Source organism: Lentzea guizhouensis (assembly GCF_001701025.1).
Taxonomy (GTDB): Bacteria; Actinomycetota; Actinomycetes; order Mycobacteriales; family Pseudonocardiaceae; genus Lentzea; species Lentzea guizhouensis.
The window spans coordinates 5,964,644-5,991,104 of record NZ_CP016793.1; the positions used below are offsets into that span (position 1 = coordinate 5,964,644).

The 26,461-nt window shown below is 69.8% G+C and carries 25 protein-coding genes; 13 read left to right on the top strand and 12 right to left on the bottom strand.

Going from position 1 to position 26,461, the window contains the following annotated elements:
* Nucleotides 1-45 precede the first annotated feature (45 nt).
* A complete protein-coding gene (locus tag BBK82_RS29220; RefSeq protein WP_065917864.1) occupies nucleotides 46-540 on the top strand; it encodes a GNAT family N-acetyltransferase in 495 nt (164 codons plus the stop codon).
* On the opposite strand, the gene BBK82_RS29225 is transcribed toward BBK82_RS29220, so the two are convergent.
* Both BBK82_RS29225 and BBK82_RS29230 read right to left on the bottom strand, forming a co-directional pair.
* Nucleotides 537-1,667 (bottom strand): hypothetical protein, encoded by a 1,131-nt coding sequence (locus BBK82_RS29225; protein ID WP_065917865.1) that lies wholly within the window; start codon nucleotides 1,665-1,667, stop codon nucleotides 537-539. The two genes, BBK82_RS29220 and BBK82_RS29225, sit on opposite strands and share 4 nt — an antisense overlap.
* 4 nt (nucleotides 1,668-1,671) lie before the next feature.
* Complete coding sequence (locus BBK82_RS29230) at nucleotides 1,672-2,736, bottom strand: helix-turn-helix domain-containing protein (protein WP_065917866.1); 1,065 nt, start codon at nucleotides 2,734-2,736, stop codon at nucleotides 1,672-1,674.
* A 325-nt stretch (nucleotides 2,737-3,061) separates the two neighbouring features.
* Between BBK82_RS29230 and BBK82_RS29235 the strand changes: the two genes are divergently transcribed.
* Complete coding sequence (locus BBK82_RS29235; protein WP_083268223.1) at nucleotides 3,062-3,589, top strand: hypothetical protein; 528 nt, start codon at nucleotides 3,062-3,064, stop codon at nucleotides 3,587-3,589.
* 49 nt (nucleotides 3,590-3,638) lie between these two features.
* On the opposite strand, the gene BBK82_RS29240 is transcribed toward BBK82_RS29235, so the two are convergent.
* A complete protein-coding gene (locus tag BBK82_RS29240; protein ID WP_083268224.1) occupies nucleotides 3,639-4,280 on the bottom strand; it encodes a thiaminase II/PqqC family protein in 642 nt (213 codons plus the stop codon).
* A 70-nt stretch (nucleotides 4,281-4,350) separates the two neighbouring features.
* Here BBK82_RS29240 and BBK82_RS29245 point away from each other — a divergent pair, with 70 nt between their 5' ends.
* Nucleotides 4,351-4,677: a DUF6204 family protein gene (locus tag BBK82_RS29245; protein ID WP_065917868.1), complete on the top strand. Its 327-nt coding sequence runs from the start codon at nucleotides 4,351-4,353 to the stop codon at nucleotides 4,675-4,677.
* A gap of 76 nt (nucleotides 4,678-4,753) precedes the next feature.
* Here BBK82_RS29245 and BBK82_RS29250 read toward each other — a convergent pair whose 3' ends face one another.
* Nucleotides 4,754-6,883: an RICIN domain-containing protein gene (locus BBK82_RS29250; protein ID WP_237047640.1), complete on the bottom strand. Its 2,130-nt coding sequence runs from the start codon at nucleotides 6,881-6,883 to the stop codon at nucleotides 4,754-4,756.
* A gap of 75 nt (nucleotides 6,884-6,958) precedes the next feature.
* On the opposite strand from BBK82_RS29250, the gene BBK82_RS29255 reads away from it, so the two are divergent.
* The 4 genes from BBK82_RS29255 (at nucleotide 6,959) to BBK82_RS29270 (ending at nucleotide 11,160) form a co-directional block, all read left to right on the top strand.
* Nucleotides 6,959-7,489, top strand: a complete 531-nt coding sequence (locus BBK82_RS29255) for an ArsR/SmtB family transcription factor (protein WP_065917869.1) — start codon at nucleotides 6,959-6,961, stop codon at nucleotides 7,487-7,489.
* The gene (locus BBK82_RS29260) at nucleotides 7,479-8,051 is read left to right on the top strand and encodes an SRPBCC family protein (protein WP_065917870.1); all 573 of its coding nucleotides are present in this window, start codon (nucleotides 7,479-7,481) and stop codon (nucleotides 8,049-8,051) included. The genes BBK82_RS29255 and BBK82_RS29260 overlap by 11 nt, the downstream gene beginning before the upstream one ends.
* Nucleotides 8,052-8,215: 164 nt before the next feature.
* Complete coding sequence (locus BBK82_RS29265) at nucleotides 8,216-8,809, top strand: toll/interleukin-1 receptor domain-containing protein (RefSeq protein ID WP_065917871.1); 594 nt, start codon at nucleotides 8,216-8,218, stop codon at nucleotides 8,807-8,809.
* A gap of 5 nt (nucleotides 8,810-8,814) precedes the next feature.
* Complete coding sequence (locus BBK82_RS29270; protein ID WP_170067980.1) at nucleotides 8,815-11,160, top strand: KGGVGR-motif variant AAA ATPase; 2,346 nt, start codon at nucleotides 8,815-8,817, stop codon at nucleotides 11,158-11,160.
* Here BBK82_RS29270 and BBK82_RS29275 read toward each other — a convergent pair.
* On the bottom strand, nucleotides 11,133-12,335 hold the full coding sequence (locus tag BBK82_RS29275) for an FAD-binding protein (protein WP_065917873.1): 1,203 nt from the start codon (nucleotides 12,333-12,335) through the stop codon (nucleotides 11,133-11,135). The two genes, BBK82_RS29270 and BBK82_RS29275, sit on opposite strands and share 28 nt — an antisense overlap.
* A 95-nt stretch (nucleotides 12,336-12,430) precedes the next feature.
* On the opposite strand from BBK82_RS29275, the gene BBK82_RS29280 reads away from it, so the two are divergent.
* The gene (locus BBK82_RS29280) at nucleotides 12,431-13,414 is read left to right on the top strand and encodes an acetylserotonin O-methyltransferase (protein ID WP_237047641.1); all 984 of its coding nucleotides are present in this window, start codon (nucleotides 12,431-12,433) and stop codon (nucleotides 13,412-13,414) included.
* Here the strand turns inward: BBK82_RS29280 and BBK82_RS29285 are convergent.
* Both BBK82_RS29285 and BBK82_RS29290 read right to left on the bottom strand, forming a co-directional pair.
* Nucleotides 13,404-14,186, bottom strand: coding sequence for a siderophore-interacting protein (locus BBK82_RS29285; RefSeq protein ID WP_065917874.1), 783 nt, complete (start codon nucleotides 14,184-14,186; stop codon nucleotides 13,404-13,406). The two genes, BBK82_RS29280 and BBK82_RS29285, sit on opposite strands and share 11 nt — an antisense overlap.
* Nucleotides 14,183-16,438, bottom strand: coding sequence for an ATP-binding cassette domain-containing protein (locus BBK82_RS29290; protein WP_065917875.1), 2,256 nt, complete (start codon nucleotides 16,436-16,438; stop codon nucleotides 14,183-14,185). Before BBK82_RS29290 ends, BBK82_RS29285 begins: the two co-directional genes overlap by 4 nt.
* An 83-nt stretch (nucleotides 16,439-16,521) precedes the next feature.
* Here BBK82_RS29290 and BBK82_RS29295 point away from each other — a divergent pair, with 83 nt between their 5' ends.
* The 3 genes from BBK82_RS29295 to BBK82_RS29305 all read left to right on the top strand — a co-directional run bounded on the left by BBK82_RS29295 (nucleotide 16,522) and on the right by BBK82_RS29305 (nucleotide 20,049).
* The gene (locus tag BBK82_RS29295; RefSeq protein WP_065917876.1) at nucleotides 16,522-17,310 is read left to right on the top strand and encodes a TetR/AcrR family transcriptional regulator; all 789 of its coding nucleotides are present in this window, start codon (nucleotides 16,522-16,524) and stop codon (nucleotides 17,308-17,310) included.
* A 46-nt stretch (nucleotides 17,311-17,356) separates the two neighbouring features.
* Entirely contained in the window at nucleotides 17,357-18,406 is a 1,050-nt protein-coding gene (locus BBK82_RS29300) for an alpha/beta hydrolase family protein (protein WP_065917877.1), read from the top strand.
* 95 nt (nucleotides 18,407-18,501) lie between these two features.
* A complete protein-coding gene (locus tag BBK82_RS29305) occupies nucleotides 18,502-20,049 on the top strand; it encodes an outer membrane protein assembly factor BamB family protein (protein ID WP_065917878.1) in 1,548 nt (515 codons plus the stop codon).
* On the opposite strand, the gene BBK82_RS29310 is transcribed toward BBK82_RS29305, so the two are convergent.
* Genes BBK82_RS29310 through BBK82_RS29320 form a run of 4 tightly spaced genes read right to left on the bottom strand, consistent with a single transcriptional unit; the run spans nucleotide 20,029 to nucleotide 23,710 of the window.
* Nucleotides 20,029-21,168, bottom strand: a complete 1,140-nt coding sequence (locus BBK82_RS29310) for a tetratricopeptide repeat protein (protein WP_335618123.1) — start codon at nucleotides 21,166-21,168, stop codon at nucleotides 20,029-20,031. The two genes, BBK82_RS29305 and BBK82_RS29310, sit on opposite strands and share 21 nt — an antisense overlap.
* A gap of 38 nt (nucleotides 21,169-21,206) precedes the next feature.
* Nucleotides 21,207-21,860: a hypothetical protein gene (locus tag BBK82_RS56385; RefSeq protein WP_335617983.1), complete on the bottom strand. Its 654-nt coding sequence runs from the start codon at nucleotides 21,858-21,860 to the stop codon at nucleotides 21,207-21,209.
* Nucleotides 21,854-22,612, bottom strand: a complete 759-nt coding sequence (locus tag BBK82_RS29315) for an AfsR/SARP family transcriptional regulator (protein WP_170067981.1) — start codon at nucleotides 22,610-22,612, stop codon at nucleotides 21,854-21,856. The genes BBK82_RS56385 and BBK82_RS29315 overlap by 7 nt, the downstream gene beginning before the upstream one ends.
* A 15-nt stretch (nucleotides 22,613-22,627) precedes the next feature.
* Nucleotides 22,628-23,710, bottom strand: a complete 1,083-nt coding sequence (locus BBK82_RS29320) for an epoxide hydrolase family protein (RefSeq protein WP_065917881.1) — start codon at nucleotides 23,708-23,710, stop codon at nucleotides 22,628-22,630.
* A 43-nt stretch (nucleotides 23,711-23,753) separates the two neighbouring features.
* Between BBK82_RS29320 and BBK82_RS29325 the strand changes: the two genes are divergently transcribed.
* Nucleotides 23,754-24,692: a helix-turn-helix transcriptional regulator gene (locus tag BBK82_RS29325; protein ID WP_065917882.1), complete on the top strand. Its 939-nt coding sequence runs from the start codon at nucleotides 23,754-23,756 to the stop codon at nucleotides 24,690-24,692.
* A gap of 69 nt (nucleotides 24,693-24,761) precedes the next feature.
* Entirely contained in the window at nucleotides 24,762-25,406 is a 645-nt protein-coding gene (locus BBK82_RS29330; RefSeq protein ID WP_065917883.1) for a PP2C family protein-serine/threonine phosphatase, read from the top strand.
* A 131-nt stretch (nucleotides 25,407-25,537) separates the two neighbouring features.
* Here BBK82_RS29330 and ku read toward each other — a convergent pair whose 3' ends face one another.
* Nucleotides 25,538-26,338 (bottom strand): non-homologous end joining protein Ku, encoded by an 801-nt coding sequence (gene ku / locus BBK82_RS29335; RefSeq protein WP_065917884.1) that lies wholly within the window; start codon nucleotides 26,336-26,338, stop codon nucleotides 25,538-25,540.
* Between the last annotated feature and the right edge of the window lie 123 nt (nucleotides 26,339-26,461).

Here is a 26,461-nt window from a genome sequence, read left to right on the forward strand (position 1 = left end):
CGGTGGAACAACTGATTCGGTTCGGAAATGTGGTAGACGGATGACATGGGCGACTTGACCATCAGGCCGGCGCGACCCGAAGACCTCGGTTCGCTGGCCGAACGGCTCGGGCAGGACCGCTACTTCGCCGACCGCCTCGACCGGCAGTCGGAAGGCAGGGGAGTGCTGCTCACGGCGTGGCTCGACGATCTGGTGATCGGCAACGTCTACCTCTGGCTGGAGGAGGCCGAGGAGCCCGAGATCCGCGCACACCTGCCGGGAACGCCGCTGGTCACCCACCTGGAGATCCACCGCGACCACCGCAGGCAGGGCGTCGGGACCAGCCTGATCGGCGAGGCCGAGCGGCTGCTGGCCGACCGCGGGCACGGCGAGGTGGCACTGGCCGTCGAGGTGAACAACACCGCCGCGGCCAAGCTCTACCTTCGACTGGGCTACCAGGACTGGGGCTACTCGCCGGTCGAGTGCTACTCGCCAGCCGACGAGAACGGGCACCGCGACGTGGAGATCTGCGACGTGATGGTGAAGGCGCTCGGCCGTTAGAAGTACGTGGTGATGTGCGTGAGGCCCAGGTGGGCGATCACCTTGCCGAGGTCGCTCTCGCGTGGCGCGTGCTGCTGGTGGTGGTCGAGGTGCTTCTGCCAGGCCGACCGGTCCTTCCGCCAGGCGTCCACGTACTCCTCGCACCACTTCGGCTGGATGAACCGGGAACGGCCCAGAGCCGCTGTCAGCGAGCGGAGCTTCTTGGCCTTGCGGTCGGGAAGCATCTCGGTGCTCTTCGTCAGTTCCATCGTCTCGAGGATGAACTTCTTCCGCTTCACCAGGTACTGGCTCCAGTAGCGGGCGTCCGCGTGCTGCAACGGCCTGCCCTCGTCCAGCAGCCAGAAGAGCCCTTCCGCGAGAACATCGCCGAACTCCTCCGCCCTGGCCCGCTCTTCGACGTTGAACGGGTCGTACGGCTTCTGGACGGCAGTGCCGATGACCGTGGTCCTGCGCAGCTTCCGGTCGCCGAGCAGGAAGAACCAGTCCTCGTTGTAGATGTCGGGGAAGAACGAGGACGTCGTACCGGCGTGCACCGCCATCGCGCCGCCGCCGACGAACATGTCCTGTGCGCCGCCCGCCTCGCGGTAGGCGTGGCAGACGACCGAGTTGTCGGGGTACCCCTCGATCTTCAAGCCGACTCCGGCGTGGTCGTCGGTGAGCGCTGCCGCCTTGCCGAGGTCGGACGGGTCGGGAATCTCGATGTCGTCGTCCAGGAAGACGATCCGTTCCCACTTCGCCACTCGCGCCAGCAAGAGCCCGAGGTTGCGCTTCAGGCTGAGATCGCTCCGCGGTTCGAACCTGGTGCCCTTCAGCCGGGCACACGTCTCGAACTCGGGCAGGAGTCTCGGTGGGAGATCGTCCACGTCGATCGCCAGCGCCTCCACGCCCGCCGCCGCCGCCCGTCGCACCACTCCGACGGTGGACGTGTCATTCGTGCTGCACAAAGCCACCAGGACGCAGCCGAGCGCCGCTGCCAGGTCGATCGCGTGCTGTACGGCGCGCGGTGGGCGGATGGTGGGCACGATGATCGCCTGCACCTGTGCGGGAGGCGTGGGTCTCGGCGCGACGAGCAGACCGCGGTGTGAACCGTGGTGGTGTTCGGAGCGGACCCTGGTGGCGTTCTTCACAGGATCACGCTGACCATTCGTGCAGGAGGTGGTCGTCGCTGGTCCAGTCCGGCGTGATCACCGTGCCCTGCAGGACGGGCACCCGGCTGAGGATGCTGAACGAGTCCAGGCCGGCGAACCGGCTCCGGGCGTGGGCGGTGTTGCGGTCGCGGAACCGGGCGTCGGTCAGCGCACGGACAGCTCCGAGCACTCCGCGGGAGAAGGCGCCGTTGCACATGGTGACGGTGCGCTTCTGGTTGAAGGGGTTGCGCGACCGGTAGAAGAGCGCGACGTCCTCCTCGAGCACCTGGCTGTTGCCGACCTTGCGCAACTTCGGCAGGAACGTCTTGACCTCCACGTCGTCGTCGACCTCGAACCCGCTCACGTCCGTGTCGTCGGGACGCTGTTGCTGGCGTATCGGCAGGTCGATGCGGTGCAGGAGTTCGGCGGTGATCTGGTTCCAGTCGACACCACCCAGCAGCACCAGGTGGCTGGAGCTCTCGTCGGCCGTGAGAATCCCTGCTCCTGGACGTACGCGCACGGTGTTGGTCGGGTTCATCGCACGGATGTGGCCGTGCAGTTCGAACAGGGAGTCCAGGTCCGAGTACTGGTAGAGCTCGACGTAGTCGGGGTCTTCCGGACCTGCCCCGGGGAGCTGTGTGCGCAGGCGTTCGGGCAGCTTGGAACACACGATGGTGATGTCTTCGTGGGGAGGCAGCCGCCACAGGTTGTCCGCGTCGGGTGGCACGTTCTCGGCAGGTGACTCGCCCAGCGCACGGGTGCGCAGCACGATCAGTTCGGCGAGCAGAGCCTCCCTGGCCGCCTGTTCCTCGTCGCTCAGGGAGGCCAGCACCCGGTACGGCTGCCTCTCGACCGATCGGCTCGTGGCGAAGAAGGTGGCGTAGGCCTCCAGTCGCTGCTCTGGAGGCACCACCGGGTTCCGCTTGTGCTCCCACGACGAGATCAGGGGGACGCTGACCTTGAACGCCTCCGCCAGCTGCTCCTGGGTGATGGGCTTACCAGGCCAGCCCCTGGTGCGCAGCGACCGGAGTCGCCGCGCGAGCTGGAGTGCCGGTTCCGCGGAGGTCACGCCATCACGTCCTTCAGCTGAACTTCAGTGCAAGGAGCTGGCAACACTGGTTCATCGCCGGGTGTCAGGCCACCATTACAGCCGGGTTCAGTAACCCGATGGTGTGTATGTGGCAATCTTCCAAGCTATTGCTCGGACTTCAGTTGAGCCCTACTCTCAACTATAGACATAAACCCTAGATCAACTGAAGTTAACTGAAGTACATCGCTCTACCGGGTGACCATCACCAGTGCCCGAACCTCCGCACGCTTCGAAGGTCAGGAGGCGGGGAGCCATGAGTACCCCCTCGATACAACCGTGTCAGCGCACGATCCTCGCTGTAGGCATGGCGCCGTCGCAGGCCTGCGGCAACTCGGTGAAGGGGCGGCTGCGCGCGGCCATGATCGCGCTCGTCGAGCAGGCCCTGGTGGACAGCGGGGTGACCGCTGACCTGCGGGACCGGTACGTCGACCGCGGCGACTGGCTGATCGTGCTGGTCCACCCGACGGACAGGATTCCGAAGACCTGGTTGCTGACCAGGCTCGTGCCGAAGATGAAGGCGCTCCTCGACGAGCGCAACGCCGGGCAGTACTACCCGCTGCGGCTCAGGCTCGTGATCCACCCCGGTGACGTCACGTGCGACGACCTCGGGTGGTTCGGGGAGGACATCGACATCGCGACCGGTCTGCTCACGGCGTCGGCGCTCGAGCAGACCACGGCGCCGCTGGTGCTGGTGGTGTCTGACCAGATCCACCGCTCGGTCATCAGGCACGGGTACGACGGGGTCGACGACTGGGTGTTCGTGCCGTTGCCCAGGGTCGAGGTGGCGGGGGAGGAGTGCAAAGGATGGGTGCACGTCCCGGACGAGGTGTGAGGCGTGGTTCCCGTTGCCGCGGCACGGCAACGGGAACCACGCCCGGTCGTCACGCCAGCGTCGACCAGAACTGCAGCTCGTAGGCCTGCAGCAGCCGGCCGTAGCGCCACGCGTGCCCAGGCTGCCAGCCCGCGTCGAGCGCCGCCTGGATCGCCGCGACCGCCCGCTCCTCCAGCTGGGGTGCGGGGGTTGCGAAGAAGTCGACGAACGCGCAGGCCTCGTCGTCGAAGCCGTAGTGTTCGCGCAGGCCCTTCGCCATCCGCGCGCAGTAGCCGCCCCACGCGGTGAAGTTCGCGAGGATCGCCAGGATCACGTCCGTCGGCTCGCCGTTGACCGCCATCCACGCCTGGTAGGCGGGGTAGGCCTGGCAGCCGGGGAAGGGTTCGTAGGCGTGGAAGTCCTTGGCCGGCATGCCGGCCGCGCGCGCCAGCGGCTCCAGCATCGGCAGCACCAGCTCCTCGCCGCCTGCCAGAAGCGTGAAGAACGCCCGCGCGTCGGGTTCCTCCGCCTTCGCCGCCAGTGCGAGGAATGTTCGCCAGTCCGACGAGACGATGTGGTTCTCCTCGGCGGCGAACGTCGCGATCACAGCGCGCGGCGCTTCGCCGGTCTCGATCAGCTTGACCACGAGGTTGTCGTGCTCACCGGGATGCAGCTCCGTCCGGATGCGCGTGACCAGGTCCTTTGCGTTCATGAACCGCGATTCTTCCCCACCGCGGAAATCGTTGGCCAGAGCGCGGGGCGTTCCTGCACGATGTTCCCTCGTGGCTGAACACACCTACCGAGTCCTCGTCCGCGGCCGCTTCGCCGACCTCACCGAAGACCAGCGCGCACACCTGCGGGAGCAGCTCCAGGGCTTCGACTTCCTGCGCAGCGGCGGCTTCACCGAGGAGGGCGCGCTGACGTTCGACGAGAAGCTCGACTTCTTCAGCTACCGGGTGATCCTCACAGCGGCGGAGAAGCCGGACGAGGCGGGACTGCGGCGCGCGTCCACGGCGCTCGACGAGCTGGGCGTCGACTTCCAGGGGCTCAAGGCCAAGGTCACCGACATGGACGAGATGAAGATCAACAAGCCGAAACGGCTGAGGTGACACAGGCGTCCCCGCACTTCCGGCCGTGCGGACCGGGAGTACGGGGACGCGTGGTGGAGCTCCGCTCAGCGGAGGATCACGGGTAGTGCGCCAGGTAGGCCTCGGTTGACCCGGCTGTTGCCGTACCGCCGGAGTTGTTGACGATCCGCTGGATGGTTCCGTTGCCGCCCAACGACACCGTCACCATGCTGTGGAGCCTGACCCCGGGGTTGTCCGGGACCTCGAACGCACGGTCGGCCGTGACGCTCGCGTTGTAGCGCATGTAGATGTAGCTGCCCAGGCCCCACGCCTCGTGCGAGGTGACGTGGTTGGCCACCTTGTACGCCGCGTAGCCGCGTGTGGAACCGTTCATCCACGCCGCCTGGTTCGGTGCCTCGTAAGGCATTTCGTTCTGGTAGAAGTACGTCCGGCCGCCCTGGCCGTTCCAGATGGTTTGGTACTTCTGGTAGTGCTCGACGAACAGGCCGTACATCGTCACGTTGTTGCCGTTGACGATGAGCCCGGTGTCCGCCGTGTTCACGTCCCAGCCGACGCCGTAGGAGTGGTCGCCGCGCCACAGCCAGAGGTGGTCGCCGATCACGTCGTGGCTGTTGACCACCAGTGACGTGGTGGCCCTGCCGATGGCCGAGCCGCCGATGCGCACGTACAGGTCGTGCACCGAGGTCGGGTTGGCCTGGTGGCGCGCGGTGCTGCCGGGCGCGCCGATCTGCATCAGCAGCGGGGAGTTGGCCGGGGCCGCGTCGATCAGCAGGCCGGCGATCTTCACACCGTCCACATCGGCCACGTCGATCGCCATGTTCCCGTTGGTGGGCATGACGGTCGCGAGTCCGAGGCCCATGACCACGGTGTCCGGGCGGGTGACCCGGATCGGCTCGCCGACCTGGTGGACGCCCGGCGTGAGCAGCAGGTGCTTGCCGGCGGCGAGCTGCTGGTTCATCGTCGCGGCCGAGGTGCCCGGCTTGGCGATGAAGAACTGCGACAGCGGGATGTTGGTGCCCTGCTGCTGCCCGGTCGCCCACGTGGTGCCGCTGGTGTTGCTGCGCAGCGCGGGGACGAACACGTTGTAGCTGCCGGAGCCGTCGACGTTGAGGAACGGCTTCTCCCGGATCACGGGCGTCTGCGCGACGTTCGTGTACGGCGGTTCCGGGAACGAGGTCTGCGGGGCGTTGCGCGCACCGACGAAGACCATGTTCCAGTTCTCGCCGGTCCACGAGCCCCACTCGGTGTTGCGCGACAGCCACTGCTGCTGCGAACCGGAGCGGACCTGGCCCGTCACCACGGAGTCGGCGAGGAAGCCGCCGCTGGACCAGCCGCCGTCGTCGAGCTGCATGTTGCCGTAGACCTTGGTGCGGCGCATCGCGGAGGCCTGCGAGACGGCCCACGTGTTGGTGCCGCTCGGCGGGCGCACCGCGAGGTTCTCCGCGCCACGCCAGAAGTTGTGCGTCGCGTTGCCCTGGAACCAGTCGGCCTCGACGTGCACCTGGCCGTTGATCGTCACGCCGTCCGGCAGCAGGCCCAGGCCGAGGACCTGGGTGAAGAAGCCGATGTTGACGTCGACGTTGTAGTTGCCGGGCTTGAACATGATGGCGTACCGGCGGGCGTCGTACTGCCCCTCTTCCTGCTGCCGGAAGACCTCGTCGAGCCGCGCCTGAATGGTGCTCGCGGGCATCGACGGGTCGAAGACCAGGACGTTCGGGCCGAAGTCCGGCTGGCCGGGGTTCGGATTGCCGGAGGTGAGCCGGAAGAGCTGCGCGTTGGTCCCGTTGCAGGTGTACTGGACCAGCTGGACGTCGTTCGCGGTCGCGCCAGGCACGTCCAGGCACTTGCCGCTGTGGCGGCTGACGAACCGGTAGGTGTCGGTACCCACCTGTTCCGCGCGCCACTGCTGGTTGTTCGCACTGAAGGACTGCCACATGTGGATCGCCGCGCCGTCCGCGGTGGACACGTTCGAGACGTCCCAGACAGCACCTTCACCGACCGTGTAATAGCCATCGCTCGTGGGCGTGAACTTCCACGTCTGACCAGAGCAGGCCTGTTGCCGGAGCTGCGCGCCGTTCGCCGATCCCAGCGACTCCACGCATTTCCCGCTACCGACGTTCGTCACTTGATAAGCGGTTCCTGGCACCACGTCGGCCTGCGCCGCGACCGTCCACACCGGAACGATCGCTGCTGCTGCCAACGCTGCCACCAGCAGGGGGGTTCTCACGGTCACAGGGTGGAGCCGGTTTGTTGCAACCGTCAACGAACTTGCCTGTTTCCGGTCCTGTTCCGGTATTGACAAATGATTTTGTCAAATGAGACCGTGCTGGGCGTGGAGCTCTCCCCGCTACGCCGCTCACTGCTGGAGCTGCTGAAGTCACCCGCCTCGGCGACCCAGCTCGCGGCCGCCCTGCAGCTGCCCAGGCAGCGCGTCAACTACCACGTGCGCGCCCTGGAGCAGGCAGGACTCGTCGAGCTGGTCGAACAACGCCAGCGCCGCGGCTGCGTCGAACGCGTGCTGCGCGCCCGGCCGGGCCGGGAGATCGCGGCCGACGTGCAGGACCAGTTCGCCGCGACGCACCTCGTGTCGGTCGCGCAGGACACGGCCCGCGAGGTCGAACGGATGTCCGGCGCGGCCGCGGACACCGGAAAGCGCTTGCTCACGTTCACCGTCGAGACCACCGTCCGCTTCGGCGAGCCGGGAGCCGTCCACGAGTTCACCAGCGACCTCGCCGAAGCGGTGCGGCAGCTCGCGTTGAGGTACGACACCGAATCAGGCCGCCCCTACCGGGTGGTCGCGCTGGGGCATCCAGGAGGTTCCGATGAGCGATGAAGGCGTCCGGATCGAGATCACCGTGGCCGCACCGGTCGAGGAGGTGTGGCGGTCGTTCCGCGAGAAGGAGAAGATCCGGCACTGGCACGGCTGGGACCTCCCGGAGCTGGATGCGGAGATCGACCACATCTACTTCCAGAACGCGCGGGAGGACGGCACCACGCTGGTCCTGCACGGCCACGACACGTTCGAGCTGTCCGCCGCCGACGGCGGCACGCGGGTGGTGTGCACGCGTGCGCCCAAGGGCACGACGCCGGAGTGGGACGAGTACTACGACGACATCACCGAGGGCTGGATCACGTTCCTGCACCAGCTGAAGTTCGCGCACGAGTTCCACCCGGGGCAGGCGCGGCGGACGTTGTTCTGGCCGGCGGAGGTCGCGTTCGACGTGGACGGGAAGACGTTCTTCGAGTCGGCGAACCAGCGTGGTGTGGTGGTGGAGGAGTGGGGGCCGGGGCTGCTGGTCAGCAGCGCGAAGATGACGGTGGTGACCACTTACGGGTTCTCGGACGAGGAGCTGGAGGCGTTGCGGCGCAGGGGTGAGGCGGCAGTGGCGGGCTAACGTTCGCGCCAGTGCGTCACGAATGCACTCCGCAGCGCCTCCCTCCACCGGGAGCGGCGCTGCGGGCCGCACCTCGATGCCACCCGAGGTGGCAACGAGGTTCGTTGCGCCAGAAGGGTGACGCCGTTTTGTGAAGCGCCTCCCAGAGATCACGATCGGAAGCCGTGGGCTACGAGTGGGACGTCTTCCTGAGCTACACGCGCAACGGCGGTGGCGACGTGTGGGTCCGGGAGCACTTCTACCGGGCCCTGCGCGAGTGGCTGGGCAACGAGATGGCCGACGAGCCGCGGATCTTCGTGGACTGGGACCAGGACGGCGGCACGAGCTGGCCGGACAGCCTGGAGCGGGCGTTGTTGCGGTCGAAGGTCATGGTGGCCGTGTTGTCGCCGCCGTACTTCCGGTCTGCCTGGTGCCTGGCTGAGTGGGAGAGCATGTGGGAGCGGCACCGGGCGCTCGGGTATGGCACCACGGACCACCCGCGGCACCTGATCCTGGCGGTCAGGTATGCGGATGGGCAGCACTTTCCCGCTGAGGCGCAGTCGACGCTGCTGAGGGACTTCACGCCGTGGAACAAGCCGTTGGCGTATGAGGTGTACAGCCGGTCGGCGCAGTACGAGCACTTCTACACGGCTGTGCAGCAGTTTGCCGAAGAGGTGGCGAAACGCATCGAGGAAGTGCCACCGTGGAACCCCGAGTGGCGTGTGGTGCGGCCGCCGCTGAAACCAGGGCTGCCTCCCGGCCCGTTGCCGAGGTTGTGATCGGCGTGATCGTCACCTTCTACTCGTACAAGGGCGGTGTCGGCCGTTCGTTCTGCCTGGTCAACGTCGCCGTGCAGCTCGCGCGGTGGGGCAACCGGGTGCTGTGCGTCGACTTCGACCTCGACGCGCCGGGGTTGCACGAGTACTTCCGGCCCTACCTCGACGGGGTGCCGCAGAAGGGGCTGGTGGAGGTGGTGGCGGGTGAGGTGGAGTGGCAGGACGCGGTGAGCGCGGTGGCGGTGCCGGACACCGACGGGCTCGCGTTGCTGGCGGCCGGGCGGATGGACGAGACGTACGCGGACCGGGCGCAGGCGTTGTCGTGGCCGGAGCTGTTCGCGCGGCACGACCTCGGGTGGCGGTTCGAGAAGATCCGGCAGGAGTGGCTGGCGGAGTACGACTACGTGCTCATCGACTCGCGCACCGGCATCACCGACATCGGCGGGATTTGCACGGCGCAGCTGCCGAAGGTGCTGGTGTTGTGCGTGGCGCCGAACCAGCAGAACCTCGACGGCACGCTGGACGTCGCGCGCAGGGCGGCGGTGGCGCGCGACAAGCTGCCGTACGACCGGGCCGGGTTGCTCTTCCTGCCGGTGGCGTCCCGGTTCGACGGGCGGGAGGAGTACGAGCGGGCGCGGTCGTGGCGGTCGGTGCTCGCGGAGAGGTTCGCGGACCTGTACTCCAGCTGGATGCCCGCGGACAACGGTGACGCCGAGCCGGAGCTGGGGCTGGTCGAACGCACCACCGTGCCGTACCTGCCGTACTGGAGTTTCGGCGAGGAGATCGCGGTCATCGACGAACGCAGCGGCAACCCGGACACCGTGTCCTACTACATGGACAACATCGCGGCGTTGCTCGCGCACGGCCTGGCGGACGCGGACGTGCTCGTGTCCAACCGTGACACCTATGTCTCCGCCGCACGTGAACGCAGCAATCGCTCACAAGGCCAGGGATACCGCTACGACGTGCTGGTGCACGGCACGTCCGAGCGCGCCATCGGGCTGACCGAGGAGCTGGCGAGGCTGGGCGTGCGGGCGGTGCGGGGGCGGCTGGCCGAGCTGTCGATGGCGCGGCACTTCGTGGTCGTCGACCCGCCCGCGCGGCCGTCGGCGGGCATCCAGGAGATCCTCGACCAGGCGCAGCTCGACAGCGGCCGGCTGGTCGTCGCGGTGGTGGAGGCCGACGCGGACGGGCCGCGTCAGCTCGTGTCGGTCCGGCTGGTCTACACCTCGGACGGTGCCGCCGACCTGGCCGTCACCGTCGCCGGGCTGCTGCCGGGCGGTGGGGTGCGGTGGGAACGGGTGCTGGTCGCCGCGGCGTCCGTGCTCCGAGGGCGAGGAAACGTCGAGGCTGCCTTCGCGCTCGCCACCCGTGCGGTCGGCAGCACCGGGCGGCCGGTCGACTCGCTGCTGCTGCGCGGCCGGATCGCCCACGAGCTCGGCCGGCTCGATGACGCCCGCGACGACCTGCAGACCGTGCTCAACCGGGTGCCGCGCCAGTCCGCGCAGGCGCACCAGGCCTACCGGCTGCTCGGCGCGATCCACCGCGACTCCGGTGACTTCACCGCCGCGGTCACCGACTTCGACCTGGCGCTGGGCTCCGAGGCGAGCCCACGCGACCACGCGCTCGTGCACCGCGACCTCGCCCGGATCGCGTTGCTCACCGGCGACTACGAGGTCGCCACGGCCAAGTTCGAGAACGCACGGGCGGTCCTCGGCGCCACCGACGCGGTGCTGGCGGCGGAGCTGGCGTTCGAGCTGGGCTCGCTGCGCGTCGACCGCGGTGAGTTCGCCGAGGCGCTCGACCTGCTGAACCTCGCCCTCGAGTCGCAGCGGCTGACCACCGATGACCGGGTGACCGCCCTGCGCCAGCTCGCCTACCTGCACACCCAGGCCCGCCAGTACGAGGCCGCCGCCGATCACCTGCGCCAGGCCCTCACGCTCGTGTCCTCCGGCGACGTCGTGGACATCGCCGTCGAGCTCTCCCAGGTGCAGCGCGAGGCCCACGGCACCGACGCCGCCAACGACGAGCTGGAAGCCGTGCTCACCACCCTGGACCCGGCCGACCGGCGGTCCAGGGCACGGCTGCGCGAGGCCCAGGGCAACCTGCAGCTCGACAGCGGCGACGTGGACCTCGCGGTGGCGGCGTTCGAGGGCGCGCTGACGACGTTCCGCGGCCTGGGCGACCGGGCGGGGGAGGTGCGGGCGCTGATCGGGCTCGCCGGGGCGTTCCAGGACCGCGACTACGACCGCGCGTTCGCCGCCTGGGACGAGGCACGGCGGCTGCTCACCAGGTTGCGGGGCTCGGAGGCCGACCTGCTGCGGCGTCAGCTCGACGCCGTCGACCCCAGGTAGCTGTCGAGGAACGCGTTGCGGAACACGCCCTTCGGGTCGTGCTCGCGCAGCAGCGCCCGGAAGTCGTCCCACTTCGGGTAGCGGGCGGCCAGCAACGGCGCCGGCACGGTGAAGAGCTTGCCCCAGTGCGGCCGCGGCGCGATCGCCTCCTCCAGCCGCGGCAACAGCTCCAGCACCCGCGCCGGGTCCGGCACCCAGGTGAAGTGGATCGCCAGGCTGTCCCGGTCGCAGGCGGGGCTCAGCCACTGCGGCTCGGCGGAGATCGTGCGGATCTCGCAGGCCTGCACCAGCGGCGAGATCACCGTCGACATCTCCGCCAGCGCCCGCAACGCCGTCACCGCACGGGTGCGCGGCACGAAGTACTCGGTCTGCAGCTCCGCACCCACCGACGGGGTGAACTCGGCCCGGAAGTGCGGCAGCCGCTCGTGCCACGGCCCCGGCACGCCGTCCTGCACCGTGCACCGCGACGGCGGCTGACCCACCACCGGGTGCCGCGGCCCGTCCGCCCTGCGGCCGGGGAAGGGGAACTCGGGATCACCCACCCGGTGCTTCACCCACAGCGTCGCACCGCCCTGCCAGTCGATGAACGCGCTCACGCTGTACGCGCCGTCGAAGACCTGCTCCAGCGACCCGAGCAACGTCGTCCACGCCACGTCCTCGTACACCGTCTGCGCCACCTGGAACGACGGCACCACGTCCAGCTCGACCGCCGTGACCACGCCCAGCCCGCCCAGCGACACCACCGCGCCCGGCGAGGTCAGCGACACCACGGACCCGTCGGCGCGCATCACCTCGACCGCGCGCACCGCACCGGCCAGCGAACGGGCACCGGACCCGTGCGTGGCCGTCGTGACCGCGCCCGCCACGGTGATGTGCGGCAACGACGGCATGGTGTGCAGCGCCAGACCGGCCGCCTCCAGCCGCGGGGCCAGCTGTGCAAGGGTCATGCCGGCGCTCACCCGCACGGTCGGCCCGCTCACCTCGAACTCGTCGGGCATCGCCGCGAGCGACACCAGCGTGCCGGTCGTGTCGGCGACCGTGCTGAACGAGTGCCCGGTCCCGACGACGTGCACGGCGGCGGCACCGCGCACCACGGCTCGCAGGTCGTCGGCCGACTCCGGCGAGACGACCGAGGCCGCGGAGAACGTGACGTTGCCGGCCCAGTTGGTCCTCATGCACACACGGTAAGCGCCGAACCGTGCAGTCGTTCCACGCTATTGCTTCAGTGTCAACTAAAAACAAGTTGACCCCGGTGGAAGCGTGGATCTTCGTGGCACACGAAAACGACGTACAAGCGCTCTGGCGGATGGCCGGCCTCGTCACCCCGATGGCCCTGCGGGTCGCGGTGAACCTCGGCCTGCCGGACCTGCTGACCGAGCCGGGCACCGCCGACCAGCTCGCCGCCGGCCTCGACATCTCCCCGCTGGGCCTGGACCTGCTGCTCGGTCACCTGGTCACGCTCGGCGTGCTGGAACGCACCGGCGACGGCTACCGCACCACGCCGTTCGGCGCGCACCTGCGCCGGGACGCGGACAACGGCCTGGCGAACCTGCTCGACGCGAGCACCGCCGCCGGCCGCGCCGACCTGGCGTTCATCGACCTGCAGCACAGCGTCACGACCGGCGAGCCCGCTTACCCGCTGCGCTACGGGCAGGACTTCTGGTCCGACCTGGACGAGCACCCGCACCTGCGGCGGGCGTTCGACGAGCAGATGGCGTTCCGGATCCGTGAGCAGCTGCCGCAGGTCGTCGCCGGGTTCGACTGGGCCCGGTTCGGCAGGATCGTCGACGTCGGCGGAGGTCCCGGCCGGCAGCTCGCCGCGATCCTGGCCGCGCACCCGCGGGTCAGCGGGCACCTGGTCGACCTCGACGTGACCGAGGCGCGCAAGGCGTTCGAGCCGCTGGGCGACCGTGCGCAGGCCACGGTGGGCAGCTTCTTCGACCCGTTGCCGTCCGGTGACGCCTACCTGTTGTTCGACGTCCTGCACGACTGGGACGACGAGCACGCCGAACGCGTCCTGCGGCGTTGCGTCGAGGCGATGCCGGACGACGGCCGCGTGCTCGTCGTGGAGGCGGTCGGCGGGTTGAGCGCCGGCACCGAGATGGACCTGGTCATGCTGGTCCACTTCGGCGGCCGGGAACGGCGGGTGGAGGAGCTGGAGCAGGTGGCGGCGGCGGCCGGGCTGGTGCTCGACCAGGTCGTCGAACTGACTTCGCAGCGCCACCTGCTCGAGTTCCGCGAGGTCACTCGTTGAGTGCGGCGGTCCGTTCCTGCGCTTCGGCGAGGTCGTCGGCGGTCGGGGCATCGTCCTGGGTGAGCGCGCGTCGCCAGTAGCCGGCGAACTCGATGTCCTCCTTGGACACTCCGAGGTCGACGAAGTGCCTGCGCAGCAACCGGACCGCCGAGGCCTCCCCGCCCAGCCACACCCACACCGAGACGGGCACCTCGACCTGCGTCACGACGGACACCAGATCTTCTCCGGCACTGCGGTGGACCCACCGCACGCCGGGGAGGTCCTGTTCCTCCGCGGGGTCCTCGACCTCGACGAAGGCGAGAAAGTCCTGTTCTGGAGCCAAGATCTCCAGCAACGACCCGATCGCGGGCAACGCGGTCTCGTCACCCGCGAACACCAGCAGCCCGGCGGAACCGAGCGGCCGGGCGTAGTCGCGGGACGGCCCGAACCGCCCGATCACGTCGCCGGGTTTCGCGGTCGCCGCCCACCGTGCCGCCGGACCGTGGTCGCCGTGCAGCACGAAGTCGACGGTCAGCACGCCGCCGGCCAACGCGCGCACGGTGAAGCTGCGCATCCACGGCCGTGCCTCCTCGGGGATGGCGAGGTAGGCCAGGTACCAGGTGCCGGTGTCGGTGTCCTCGGAGACCAGCGCCGTGCCGCCGGGCTTGGGGAACAACAGCTTGAGCTGCTGGTCGGGCCAGGTGCCGAGGTCGGCGAGGCCGTCACCGGTGAACGTCACGCGGGTCATGCGCGGGGTCAGCGGGGTGACCTCGCGGACTGTCAGCAGGCTCATGCGAGGTACTCCCTGAGGTGCTGCGCGGTGAGCGTGCCGGAGTTGGCGACCAGGTCGCCGGGCGTGCCGGTGAACACGACCTGCCCGCCGTCGTGCCCCGCGCCGGGACCCATGTCGATGATCCAGTCGGCGTGCGCCATGACGGCCAGGTGGTGCTCGATGACGACCACGGTGTTGCCGGCGTCGATGAGCTGGTCGAGCAGGCCGAGCAGCTGGTCGACGTCGGCGAGGTGCAGGCCCGAGGTCGGTTCGTCCAGCACGTAGGTCGCCGCCTTCTCAGCCATGTGGATGGCGAGTTTCAAGCGTTGCCGTTCGCCGCCGGACAGGGTGGTGAGCGGCTGGCCGAGGGAGAGGTAGGACAGGCCGACGTCGTGCAGCCGGGACAGCACGGTGTGGGCCTGGCCGGACGTGAAGAAGTCGCGGGCCTCGGCGACCGGCATGGCGAGCACGTCGCTGATGTTCTTGCCCCGCAACGTGTAGCGCAGCACCTCGGGGGTGAACCGCTTGCCCTCGCACTTCTCGCACACGGTGGCGACGCCGGCCATCATCGCGAGGTCGGTGTAGACGAGGCCGATGCCCTTGCAGTGGGTGCAGGCGCCTTCGGAGTTGGCGCTGAACAGCGCTGCCTTGACACCGTTGGCCTTGGCGAAGGCGGTGCGGACCGAGTCGAGCAGGCCGGTGTAGGTGGCGGGGTTGGACCGCCGCGAGCCGCGGATCGGTGACTGGTCGACGGTCACGACGCCGGGTCGTGTGCGCAGTGAGCCGTGGATGAGCGAGGACTTGCCGGAGCCCGCCACGCCGGTGACGACGGTCAGCACCCCGAGCGGGATGTCGACCGTGACGTCGCGCAGGTTGTTCTGCGACGCGCCGGAGATGGTCAGGAACCCCTTGGGGGAGCGGAACTCGGACCGCAGCTTGGCGCGGTGGTCGAGGTGGCGGCCGGTGAGGGTGCCGGAGGAGCGGAGGCCGGCGACGTCGCCGGAGTAGCAGAGGTGGCCGCCGTTGACGCCGGCGCCGGGGCCGAGGTCGACGACGTGGTCCGCGATGGCGATGGTCTCGGGCTTGTGCTCGACGACCAGGACGGTGTTGCCCTTGTCGCGCAACCGCAGCAGCAGGTCGTTCATGCGCTGGATGTCGTGCGGGTGCAGGCCGACGGTCGGTTCGTCGAACACGTAGGTGATGTCGGTGAGCGAGGAACCCAGGTGCCGCACCATCTTCACCCGTTGCGACTCGCCGCCGGACAGCGTCGAGGACTCGCGGTCGAGCGAGAGGTAGCCCAGGCCGATCTCGACGAGCGAGTCGAGGGTGCCGCGCAACGTGGCCAGCAGCGGTGCCACCGACGGGTCGTCGAGCGAGCGCACGAACTTCGCCAGGTCGCTGATCTGCATCGCGCAGCAGTCCGCGATGTTCAGGCCGTTGATGCGTGATTCCAGCGCCGCGGAGTTCAGCCGGGCGCCGTGGCAGTCCGGGCAGACGGCGAACGTGACCGCGCGGTCGACGAACGCGCGCACGTGCGGCTGCATCGACTCGCGGTCCTTGGCGAGGATCGTGCGCTGCAGCTTCACGACCAGGCCCTCGTAGGTGACGTTGGTGCCGCCGATGTCGATCTTCGTCGTCGGTTTGTGCAGGAGGTCGTGCAGCTCCTGCTCGGTGAACGACGCGATCGGCTTGTCGGGGGAGTAGAGGCCCGAGTGCGCGAGGACCCGCCAGTACCAGGTGTCGACGCCGTAGTTCGGTGCGTCGATCGCGCCCTCGTTGAGCGACTTCGAGCGGTCGACGAACGCGTCGACGTCGATCGTGGTGACCTTGCCCAGGCCCTCGCAGGACGGGCACATGCCCTCGGGCAGGTTGAAGCTGAACGCGCCGGACGTGCCGACGTGCGGCTGACCGAGGCGGCTGAACACGATCCGCAGCATCGTGTGGGCGTCGGTGGCGGTGCCGACGGTCGAGCGGGAGTTCGCGCCCATCCGCTCCTGGTCGACGATGATCGCCGCGCTGAGGTTGCGCAGCCCGTCGACGTCCGGGCGGCCGATCGAGGGCATGAACGACTGCAGGAACGCGGTGTAGGTCTCGTTGATCATGCGCTGGGACTCGGCCGCGATCGTGCCGAAGACCAGCGAGGACTTGCCGGAACCGGACACGCCGGTGAAGACGGTCAGGCGGCGTTTGGGGATGTCGAGCGACACGTCCGCGAGGTTGTTCTCCCTGGCCCCGCGGACCTCGATGACGTCATGGCTGTCGGCGGCAGTCATTGCCTGTGCTTCCCCCGGGAATGATTCTTTATGCCGTAAAGTGTGAGTCGTCGAGGTTACTTTACGTTGTAAGGAGTGGCAAGGTGGTCGTCTACGCCGGGCAGGGCGATCCCCGCCGTTCGATCGAGCTGCTCTGGCGTGCGGGCACGAGCCAGGAGAAACGCCCTGGTCCCAGGCCCGCGCTGAGCGTGGACGCGATCGTCGACGCCGGGATCGCGGTCGCCGACGAGGCCGGGATGGCCGCGTTGTCGATGCGCGCGGTGGGGGAGCGGCTCGGGCGCACGGCGATGGCGCTCTACACCTACGTGCCGGGCAAGAACGAGCTCGTCGACCTCATGTACGACCGCGCGCTGGCGGAACTGCCGACCTCCTACGACCTCGCCGACGGCTGGCGTGCGGCCGTGACGCAGTGGGCGCACGACTCGTGGGAGTTCTTCGGCCGTCACCCGTGGGTGCTGCAGGTGTCGCAGGCCCGCCCGGTGCTCGGGCCGCACGAGTTCGCCGTGGTCGAGTCGCTGGCGGCGGTCCTCGTGACGACCGGGCTGCCCGGCCGTGAGCTGCGCGGGATCGTCGGGGCGATCAACTACTTCGTCCGCGGCGCGGCCCAGACGATCGCCGAGGCGCGGGCCGCCCGCACCGCGACCGGGGAAGGCGACGAGGAGTGGTGGTACGCGCGGTCGGCCGTGCTGATGGAGGTCGAACCGGACCTCGCCACGAAGTTCCCGATGCTGCACCTGCTGGAGACCGACCGCGAACCCGTCGACCCCGAGCTGCCGTATCTGGAGAACGACGCGGTCGAGAACTTCCAGGGCGGGCTGAAGGTGTTGCTCGACGGCGTCGAGGCGGCCGTCGCGGCTGTGGCAGAACCGTGACACGGTCCCCACAGGTGGCTCACATTTCCCCGATGGGATCTCCGGCATGGCAACCATGCCCAAGATCGGCAAAGCAGCGGTGGTCGTCGCGGCCGCGTTGGTGCTGACCACGCCGGCCACCGCCACCTCCAGTCCTGCCCGCCACGACGTGACGAGGGTCGAGTACTCACTCGGTGACCGGGCGTTCCAGGTGCCCGGCTTTCACCGCGAACCGGGAGGTCCCGTCGCGGACCTCGAGCTCACCGCGGTCGTGCACGCGCCACGCAGGCTCGTCGGCAAGCGGCCGCTGGTGCTGCTCGCGCACGGCTACTGGCAGCCGTGCCAGGACGGCACGTGGACCTGGCCGTGTCCCCGGGGTGACGCGTTCCCGAGCTACCGCGGCTACGACTACCTGGGCGAGGAGCTGGCGCGTCAGGGGTTCGTGGTCGTGTCGGTGAGCGCGAACGGCGTGAACGGCGGCGAGATGGGCCAGCCCGCCGACATGGCCCGCGCGAAGCTCATGAGCAAGCACCTGGAGATGTGGCGCGACCTGAACGACGGCAAGGGCCCGCTCGCCGGCGAGCTGCGCGGGTTCCGCGGCCACGTCGACCTCACGAACGTCGGCACGCTCGGTCATTCGCGCGGTGGTCGTGGCGCGGTCTGGCAGGCCTCGGACAACCACGCCGCCGACCTGCCTGCCGGGGTGCGGATCCGCGCGGTGCTGCCGCTGGCACCCGCCGACTACTACGCGCCCGACCCGGAGGCGCCGGAGAACCTCGACTACCGCATCACCGAGATCCCGTTCGCGGTGCTCACCGGCAGTTGTGACGGCGCGGTGAACGGCGGTTCGTACGTCGACAACGCCAAGGGCCGCAACCGCTTCCCGATCCACGACGTCACCGCCGTCAACGCCAACCACGACTTCTTCAACACCGCGTGGACCTACGACGACGACAGCACCTGTCCCGACCGGGCGCTCACCCCGCAGCAGCAGCGTTCCGTCGCCACCACCTACATCCCGGCGTTCTTCCAGCAGTACCTGAACAACCGCCGCAGCCCGGTCGTCGACCGCGGCCGTCCCGGCATCGACGTCGTGACGCATCAACCGATCGGCTAGTCCTCGGCCCTACTTCCGTCGGCCGCGTCAAGGCCTTTGACGGATCCCGTCCCCCTTCCGCTGCTGCCAAGGTGGTGGTGGAAGGGGGAAATTCCATGCTGAAACCCATCGCGCTGCTCTCCGCGGCGCTCGTCGTGCTGACCGCCGTCCCCGCTGACGCGCATCCCTCCGGCGACTGGTCGGGCTGGACCAAGGACCTCGCCGGCACCAGGCACAACGCCGCCGAGTGGCGCATCAACCAGGGCACCGTCGGCAAGCTCAAGGTGAAGTGGGCGTTCGCCTACGAGAGGGGTGACTACAACACCGCCCGCAGCCAGCCCGCGGTCGTCGGTGACACGATCTACTTCGGTGGCCCCGACGGCAAGTTCTACGCCCGTGACGCCCGCACCGGCCGGGCGAAGTGGGAGTTCGCACTGCCGGAGTCACCCCGCTACGCCTTCAACTCCGACGGCCCGACCGTCTCGAACGGCAAGGTGTTCTTCGGCGACAGCACCGGCCGGCTGTTCGCGCTCGACCAGCGCACCGGCCGCGAGCTGTGGCGCGCGCAGACCGACGACAACGTCGCCGCGATGCTCACCAGCTCGCCGATCGTCCACGGCGGACTCGTCTACGTCGGCACGTCCAGCGCGGAGAACACGTTGCCGCGCGACTACCCGTGCTGCACGTTCCGCGGCCACGTCGACGCCTACGACGTCAGCACCGGTGCGCTGGTGTGGCGGCACTACACGGTCCCGGAGCCGGTCGAGGTCGGCACGTGGCCCAACGGCGCCAAGCGGTTCGAACCGTCCGGCGCCGGGGTGTGGAGCTCGCCGGTGATCGACCGCAAGACCGGCACGCTCTACGTCGGCACCGGCCAGAACTACACCGGCAAGGGCGGCCAGTTCGACTCGCTGCTGGCACTGGACGTGCGCACCGGCCGGGTGAAGTGGACCAACCAGGTCACCGACGCCGACACGTGGCGCAGCGCCTGCAACGAGCCCGACGCCGAGGGCTACTGCCCCGGCCTGAAGGACAACACCAACCTCGACTACGACATCGGCGCGACGCCGAACCTGTTCGAGGTCGACCGCCGCCAGCTCGTCGGTGTCGGCCAGAAGTCCGGTGTGTACCACGTGTTCGACGCCAAGACCGGTCAGGTCGTGTGGCGCCGCCAGCTCGGCGTGCCGCTGCCCAGCGGTGGCATCTCGGGCATCCAGTGGGGCTCGAGCTACGACGGCAAGCGCCTCTACATCGCGACCTACTTCGCCGACCCCGGCAAGCTGTTCGCGGTGGATCCGGGCACGGGCAAGGTGCTGTGGGAGACCGCGGCACCCGAGGACGGCTGCTCCACCGGTGGCGCGGCGGGCCAGGCGAACTGCGCGCGGGCCCACGGCGTTCCGGTGACCAGCACGCCCGGTGTGGTCTACCTGGGTGCGGGTGACGGCAAGTTCCGCGCCTACAACTCGCGCACCGGCGCGATCCTGTGGACGCACGACACCGTGCAGGACGTGCGGGGCGTCAACGGGCTGACCGGGCGCGGCGGGTTCATGGCCGGGCCGGGCAGCGGGGCGGTGGTGTCCGACGGCATGGTCTACGTGCAGTCCGGCTACTGGCCCGAGTTCGAGAACCCGCACGGGCACGTGCTACTCGCGTTCGGCCTGTAGCTTCCGCTGGATGTGGCCGACGGGCTGGTCCGCGGCGCGGAACAGCTCGACCGCCTTCCTCCAGGCCAGTTGTGCCTCCTCGGCGGCGCCCGCGGCAGCGTGGGCGTCGCCGAGCTGGTCGTGGGCCTGGGCGTTGAGCATCCGGTCGCCACCGCGTTCGTAGAGCTCGATTGCCTTCGACCACGCCCGCACGGCCGCCGCGTGGTCGCCGCGGACCAGGTGCACGGTGGCGAAGTTGTCCCACGCCTCGCCCTGGCCGAGCGGGTGGTCCAGCTGCTGCCACAGCACCATCGCGCGTTCCCCGTAGGCCAGCGCGGGTTCCGCCTCGCCGAGTTTGCCGTGGGTCCACGACAGGCCGTTCAACGCATTCGCCTGGCCGTAGATGTTGCCGCTTTCCTCGTACAACGCCAGCGCGCGCCGGGTGTACTCGATCGCCTGGTGCGTCTGGTCGTCCGGGCACAGCATCGCGAGGTTGACCAGCACGTCCGCCTGCGTCGCCGGGTCGTCCGCGGCCACCTCCAGCGCCCGTTCGAGTGCCCTGGTCGACTCGGTGAGCTGGTTGAGGCGGCCGTGTGCGCGGCCGAGGTTGATCAGCGTGCGGGCGAGGCCGTGCGGGCGGTCGAGCCGTTCGAGTGCCTCGACCGCGAGCTGCTGGGAGGTCAGCAGGTCCTGGTAGTGGCCGATCCGGTCCAGCACGTCGGCCAGTGACCAGCCGATCAGCCACGTCTGCGCCGGCGTGCCCTGCCGCATCGCCGCCATCAACGTCGGGTGTTCGGTGACCAGCCACCGGATGGCCTCGTCGTGGGAGGCCGGTGTCCGCACGACCGCGCCTTCGACCGGCCCGGTGGTGTCCGGGCGCCGGCGGCTCTGGGTCATCGCCACGGCCATCTCGACGCCGGTGAACGCCAGGTGGTCGAGCAGGCGGTGCTGGGCCTGGGCGCGTTCGGTCTCCTGGCTGAGCTCCGCCGCGTAGTCGCGCAGCAGGTCGTGGCAGGTGAAGCGACCGGGGGAGGGTTCGTCGAGCAGGTTGGCGCCGGTGAGCTCGGCCAGCAGGGCGGTGACGTCGGGCAGGCCCGCCAGCGACGCGGCGCCGTCCGCGCTGATGTCCGCGCCCGGCATCACCCCGAGCAGCCGGAACAGCCGCAGCGCCGCCGGGCTCAGCGCGTCGCACGAGTGCGAGAACACCGACCGCAGATCCGCTGTGACGTCATCGTCGTCGGCGAACGCGTCCAGGTCCGCGAGCTCGTCGGCCAGCGCCGCCAGCGGGAACTCCGGCTGCGTCGCGGCACGGGCGCCCGCCACCGCCAGCGCGAGCGGCAGCCGCGCACCGGCGCACCACCGTGTCGAGCGCTTCCGGCTCCGCTGCCGCCGGTCCCGGCCGATCCGGCTCGCCAGCAGCTCGCGGGCGTCGTCGGCGGCAGCAGGCCCAGCGCCACGGGGTGGGCGTCCGGCAACGGGGTCAGCGCAGCCCGGCTGGTGACCACCACGTGGCTGCCCCGCGACCGCGGCAGCAGCGGCTCGACCTGCGCGACGTCCGCGGCGTTGTCGAGCAGCAGGAGGATCCGCTTGCCGCGCACGGTCTCCCGCAGCAGCTCGGACTGGCCGGCCAGGTCGTGCGGCACCCGCGCCCGCGGCACGTCCAGCGCGGCCAGGAACCGCAGCAGCGCGTCGCCGGGGCTGACCGCGCGGGACGGGCCGAACCCGTGCAGGTTCACGTAGAGCTGGCCGTCGGGGAACCGGGAGGCGTTGTGGTGCGCCCAGTGCACCGCCAGCGAGGTCTTGCCGACGCCGCCGGTGCCGGTGATCACCACGACCCGGCCGGTGCCCGGTCGAGCGCCGCGAGCTCGGCCGCGCGGCCGGTGAACGGCTTGGGCCGCGGGCAGCTGCCGCGCGCCGCCAGCAGCCGGCGGCGCACGGTGGTCAGCAGCCCGCCCGGCTCGGCACCCAGCTCGCTCGCCAGCCGCGCCACCACGGAGTCCAGGTGCGCCAACGCTTCCTGCGTGCGGCCGGTGCCGTGCAGCGCCTCGACCAGCTGGGCCGCGACGCGTTCGTCGAGCGGCTGCCCGGACGCCTGCAACCGCAGCTCGTCGACCAGCTCGGCGTGCCCACCCGCCTGCAACCGCGCGTCCACGTGGTCGCGGCGCACGGCCTCGAACTCGGCGGCGAACGAGGCCCGCAGCTGCCGCGCCCACGGCGTGTCCAAAGTGGACAGCAGTGGTTCCTGGGCCAGCGCCAGCGCCGCACCGGGGTCGGTTGCCGCCAGCGCGCGGAACCGGTGCAGGTCGACCGACAGCGGATCGACCCGCGCCACGTACCCGCTGCCCTCGCGTGAGATCACGCCGGGGACCGCCTGCCGCAAGCGCCACAGCCACGTCCGCAGCTGCCCGCGCGCCCGTTCCGGTGCGGCGGCGCCCCAGACGCGGTCGACCAGCTCGTCCGCGCCGACCGCGACGCCGGGTGTCACGAGCAGGACGCCCAGCACGGCCCGGCGCTGTGCCTGGCCGAGATCCACCTCGCGGTCCGCCACCCACGCACCGACACCGCCGAACACCGTGAACCGCACGGTGATCACCGTAGCTCAGCTCAGGAAGGCCTCCCGGATCTCGCGCACGACCAGCTCGGGCACCTCGAACGCGGCGAAGTGCCCGCCGCGTTCGACTTCTTGCCAGCGCACGATGTTGTGGTTGCGCTCGGCCATGCGCCGGATCGACACGCCCACGTCGTGGGGGAAGACCGAGACCGACGTCGGCACCGGCGAGTCCGGCTCCAGCTCTCCCCAGGCCTCGAAGCCCTCCTGGTAGTAGCGTGCGGCCGAGCCGGCCGTGCGGGTGAACCAGAAGATCGACACGTTGGTCAGCAGGGCGTCGAGCGGGATCCCCACGGCGGGGTCCGACCACGTGTGGAACGCCCACTCGATCCATTCCAGCTGCGCCACCGGCGAGTCCGTGAGCGCGTAGGCGACCGACTGCGGACGCGTCGACTGGATCGACACGTACCCGAACTGCTCGTAGTCGTACTTGTAGGCCTTCTCGACGCCCAGCCGCTCGGCCTCGACCGACATGTCGGCGTTCTCCTGCGTGACGTGGGCGGAGAAGATGTGGTTGAGGTGGATCGCCCGCACGCGCGGCGCGTCGAGCAGGCCGAGCTCGCGGGTGAGCAGCGAGCCGAGGTCGTAGCCGTGCGCCAGGTACCGGTCGTAGCCCAGCCGCCGCATCAGCGTGGCGACCATCCCGGCCACGCGCGACACGGTCCAGCCCAGCTCGCGGGTCGGCCCGGAGAACCCGAAACCGGGCACGGTGGGCACGACCACGTGAAAATCGCGGCTCAACGGCTCGATGACCTGCTCGAACGCGAAACCGGTGCAGGGCCAGCCGTGCGCGAGCAGCAGCGGTTCCGCGTCCTCCTTCGCGCTGCGGACGTGCAGGAAGTGCAGCGGTGCGCCGTCGATCTCGGTGACGAACTGCGGGATCTTGTTGAGCCGGCGCTCGGTCTCGCGCCAGTCGAAGCTCCGCCACTGCCGCGCGAGGTCCTGCAGGTGGGCCAGGGGTGTGCCCTGGGCCCAGGTGGCGCCTTCGGGGGAGATCGGCCAGCGGGTCTGGTCGAGGCGGGCGTGCAGGTCGTCGAGGTCGGCCTGCGGGATGTTGATCTCGAACGGCTTCATGCTCACGACGCTAAGGGCACTGTAGGACAGATATGGTCCTACAGTGTCCTCCGCGCGACTTTTGAAGCTCCTCGGTCTGCTGCAGTCGCGGCGCGAGTGGTCCGGTGTCGAGCTCGCCGACCGGCTCGGCGTCAGCACCCGCACGGTCCGCCGCGACGTCGACAAGCTGCGCGACCTCGACTACCCGGTGCACGCCAGCATGGGCACCTCGGGCGGCGGCTACCGGCTCGGTTCCGGGGCGAGCCTGCCGCCGTTGCTGCTCGACGACGACGAGGCGGTGGCCGTGGCGGTCGGGCTGCGCACCGCGAGCGGCATCGAGAACATCGGCGAAACGGCCGTGCGCGCGTTGCTGAAGGTCGAACAGGTGCTGCCGTCGGCGTTGCGGCACCGGGTGGCGGCTCTGGAGATCGCGACCGTTCCGCACACCGGCTCGCCGCCCGCGGTCGACGCGGCCCAGCTGACCGCGGTGGGCACGGCGTGCCGCGACCGGCAGCGGATCCGGTTCACCTACGCCGACCACGCCGGCGAGCAGTCCGAGCGCGAAGCGGAACCGCACCGGCTCGTGACGTGGGGACGGCGCTGGTACCTGGTGGCGTGGGACACCGCGCGTGACGACTGGCGGACGTTCCGACTCGACCGGATGACGTTGAGGACCCCGTTCGGGGCCAGGTTCACGCCGAGGGAGATCCCGGGTGGCGATCCGGGCGCGTTCGTGGCGGCACGGGTGGCCGGTCGCTGGCCGGTGCAGGGCGTCGTGCGGTTGAGCGTTTCCGCACGCGAGGCCGTGAGCTGGAAGAGCTACGGCGAGGTGGAACCGGTCGACGAGAACTCCTGCTTCGTGAAGGTCGGTGGCGAGACCATGGACGACGTGGTGTTCATGCTCGCGAGCATCACCGTCGACTTCGAGGTCGTGTCACCGCCAGAACTCTCCGATGCACTGGTGCGAGCAGCCGACCGGTTCCGCCGGGCGGCGAAACTCTAGAGCTTTTCTCAGGCTGCTGACAGCAGACTCTTGGCCACGAACGGCTGACTGGAGTGCAGGGAGGTCGCCATGCTGATCGAGCACACCACGCCGTTGGGCGCCGCGCTGACCGTCACCGGCTCGTCCGACCGCGGCCCGCGCACCCACAACGCCGACGCCTACGCCTCGCACCGCCGCACGTTCGTCCTCGTGGACGGCGTCGGCGACTCGGCAGCCGCCACCGAGGCCGCCCACGCCGCCGCCCAGGCAGCCGCACTGCTCACCGACCCGGTAGCCGCGATCTTCGCCGCCCGCGACGCACTCCAGCTGCACACCGGCGACGCCGTGATCGTCGTGGCCGTCGCACGCGTCGAGGGCGGGTTCGACCTCGCGTGGGCCGGTGACGCCCGTGCGTACGCCTCGGACGGTGAGGACCTCGTGCAGGTCACGACCGACCACACCGTCGCCGAGTACTTCCGCGAGCGCGGAGTCGTGCCCCAGCCGAGGCTGGAGCACGTCGTCACCAACACCGTCCGCCACGCGACACCGGAGAACATCGGCCGCGCCACCACCCGCGCACCCCGGCTCGTGCTCGCCTCCGACGGCGTTTATGGCCCGTTGGGCCACAACGGCATCGAAGCCATCATGGCCGGCCACGCCTCAGCCGACCGCCTCGTCCGCGCCGCCCTCTACGCCGGTGGCACTGACAACGCCACCGCCCTCGTCGTCACCTGACCGGTCACCCACACGTACCTCTCCCGCCCCACTTTCGCGCACGCGGGGAGCTTTCGTACTACAGGAGCGGACGAAAGGCCCCCGCGTGCGGCGGCAGCAGGGCGGGGGGTGACGGTGAGTCACGAGGAGGGCTAGCTGGCCTTCTTGCGCTTCTTCTTGCTCGCCTCGACGCTGCGCTGCAACGCCTCCATGAGGTCGATGGCCTCGGTGGCGCCGGCGGGCTCGGCCTCGACGACGACCTCCTTGCCCTTCTGCTTGGCCTTGATCAGCTTGTTGACCTTCGCGGTGTAGGTGTCGCGGTAGTCCTTCGGCCGCCAGTCGTCCGACATCGACTCGACCAGCGACACCGCCATGTCGAGCTCCTTGCCGCGCGGCGCCTTGCCCTGCGGTGCCACGTCCAGCACGTCCTTCGGCTTGCGGATCTCGTCGGCGAAGAAGAGCGTGTGCACCGCGAGGAAACCGTTCTCCTCCTTGAGCGCGGTCAGGTACTGCTTGCCGCGCATGACGAACAACGCGATCCCCGCCCGGTTCGTCTTCTTCATCGCCTGCGCCAGCAGCAGGTACGGCCGGGAGAACTCCTCCTTGGCCGGACCGAGCCAGTAGGTCTTCTGGAAGTACACCGGGTCGATCTCGTCGAGGTCCACGAACGCCTCGATGTCGAGCGTGCGCGACCGGCCGGGCGCGATGTCGTCGAGCTCCTCCGGCTCGACGATCACGTACTCGCCGCTGTCGACCTCGTGGCCCTTCACGATCTTGTCGTAGGGCACCTCACGGCCGGTGCGCTCGTTGACGCGCTTGTACCGGATGCGGTCCGACGTGCCGCGCTGGAACTGGTTGAAGTGCACCGTGTGGTCCTGCGTGGCGCTGTACAGCTCCACCGGGATGTTCACCAGTCCGAACGAGACGGACCCGCTCCAGATCGCGCGTGCCATGCGGGGGAGGTACCCGTTTTCGAGCCGTCGGAACCCGGCGAGGCGTTCTAAGGTCAGGGTGTGAGAGTCGTCGTGCTGTCCGATACCCATGCTCCGCGTTTCTGGAAGCGGTGCCCTCCGGCC

Coding starts and splice junctions, on each gene's coding strand:
- BBK82_RS29220 (WP_065917864.1), top strand. CDS start 46: ATGGGCGACTTGACCATCAGGCCGGCGCGACCCGAAGACCTCGGTTCG.
- BBK82_RS29235 (WP_083268223.1), top strand. CDS start 3,062: ATGGCGCCGTCGCAGGCCTGCGGCAACTCGGTGAAGGGGCGGCTGCGC.
- BBK82_RS29240 (WP_083268224.1), bottom strand. CDS start 4,280: ATGAACGCAAAGGACCTGGTCACGCGCATCCGGACGGAGCTGCATCCC.
- BBK82_RS29255 (WP_065917869.1), top strand. CDS start 6,959: ATGATTTTGTCAAATGAGACCGTGCTGGGCGTGGAGCTCTCCCCGCTA.
- BBK82_RS29260 (WP_065917870.1), top strand. CDS start 7,479: ATGAGCGATGAAGGCGTCCGGATCGAGATCACCGTGGCCGCACCGGTC.
- BBK82_RS29275 (WP_065917873.1), bottom strand. CDS start 12,335: ATGAGGACCAACTGGGCCGGCAACGTCACGTTCTCCGCGGCCTCGGTC.
- BBK82_RS29285 (WP_065917874.1), bottom strand. CDS start 14,186: ATGAGCCTGCTGACAGTCCGCGAGGTCACCCCGCTGACCCCGCGCATG.
- BBK82_RS29290 (WP_065917875.1), bottom strand. CDS start 16,438: ATGACTGCCGCCGACAGCCATGACGTCATCGAGGTCCGCGGGGCCAGG.
- BBK82_RS29300 (WP_065917877.1), top strand. CDS start 17,357: ATGGCAACCATGCCCAAGATCGGCAAAGCAGCGGTGGTCGTCGCGGCC.
- BBK82_RS29305 (WP_065917878.1), top strand. CDS start 18,502: ATGCTGAAACCCATCGCGCTGCTCTCCGCGGCGCTCGTCGTGCTGACC.
- BBK82_RS29310 (WP_335618123.1), bottom strand. CDS start 21,168: ATGCCGGGCGCGGACATCAGCGCGGACGGCGCCGCGTCGCTGGCGGGC.
- BBK82_RS29320 (WP_065917881.1), bottom strand. CDS start 23,710: ATGAAGCCGTTCGAGATCAACATCCCGCAGGCCGACCTCGACGACCTG.
- BBK82_RS29330 (WP_065917883.1), top strand. CDS start 24,762: ATGCTGATCGAGCACACCACGCCGTTGGGCGCCGCGCTGACCGTCACC.
- ku (WP_065917884.1), bottom strand. CDS start 26,338: ATGGCACGCGCGATCTGGAGCGGGTCCGTCTCGTTCGGACTGGTGAAC.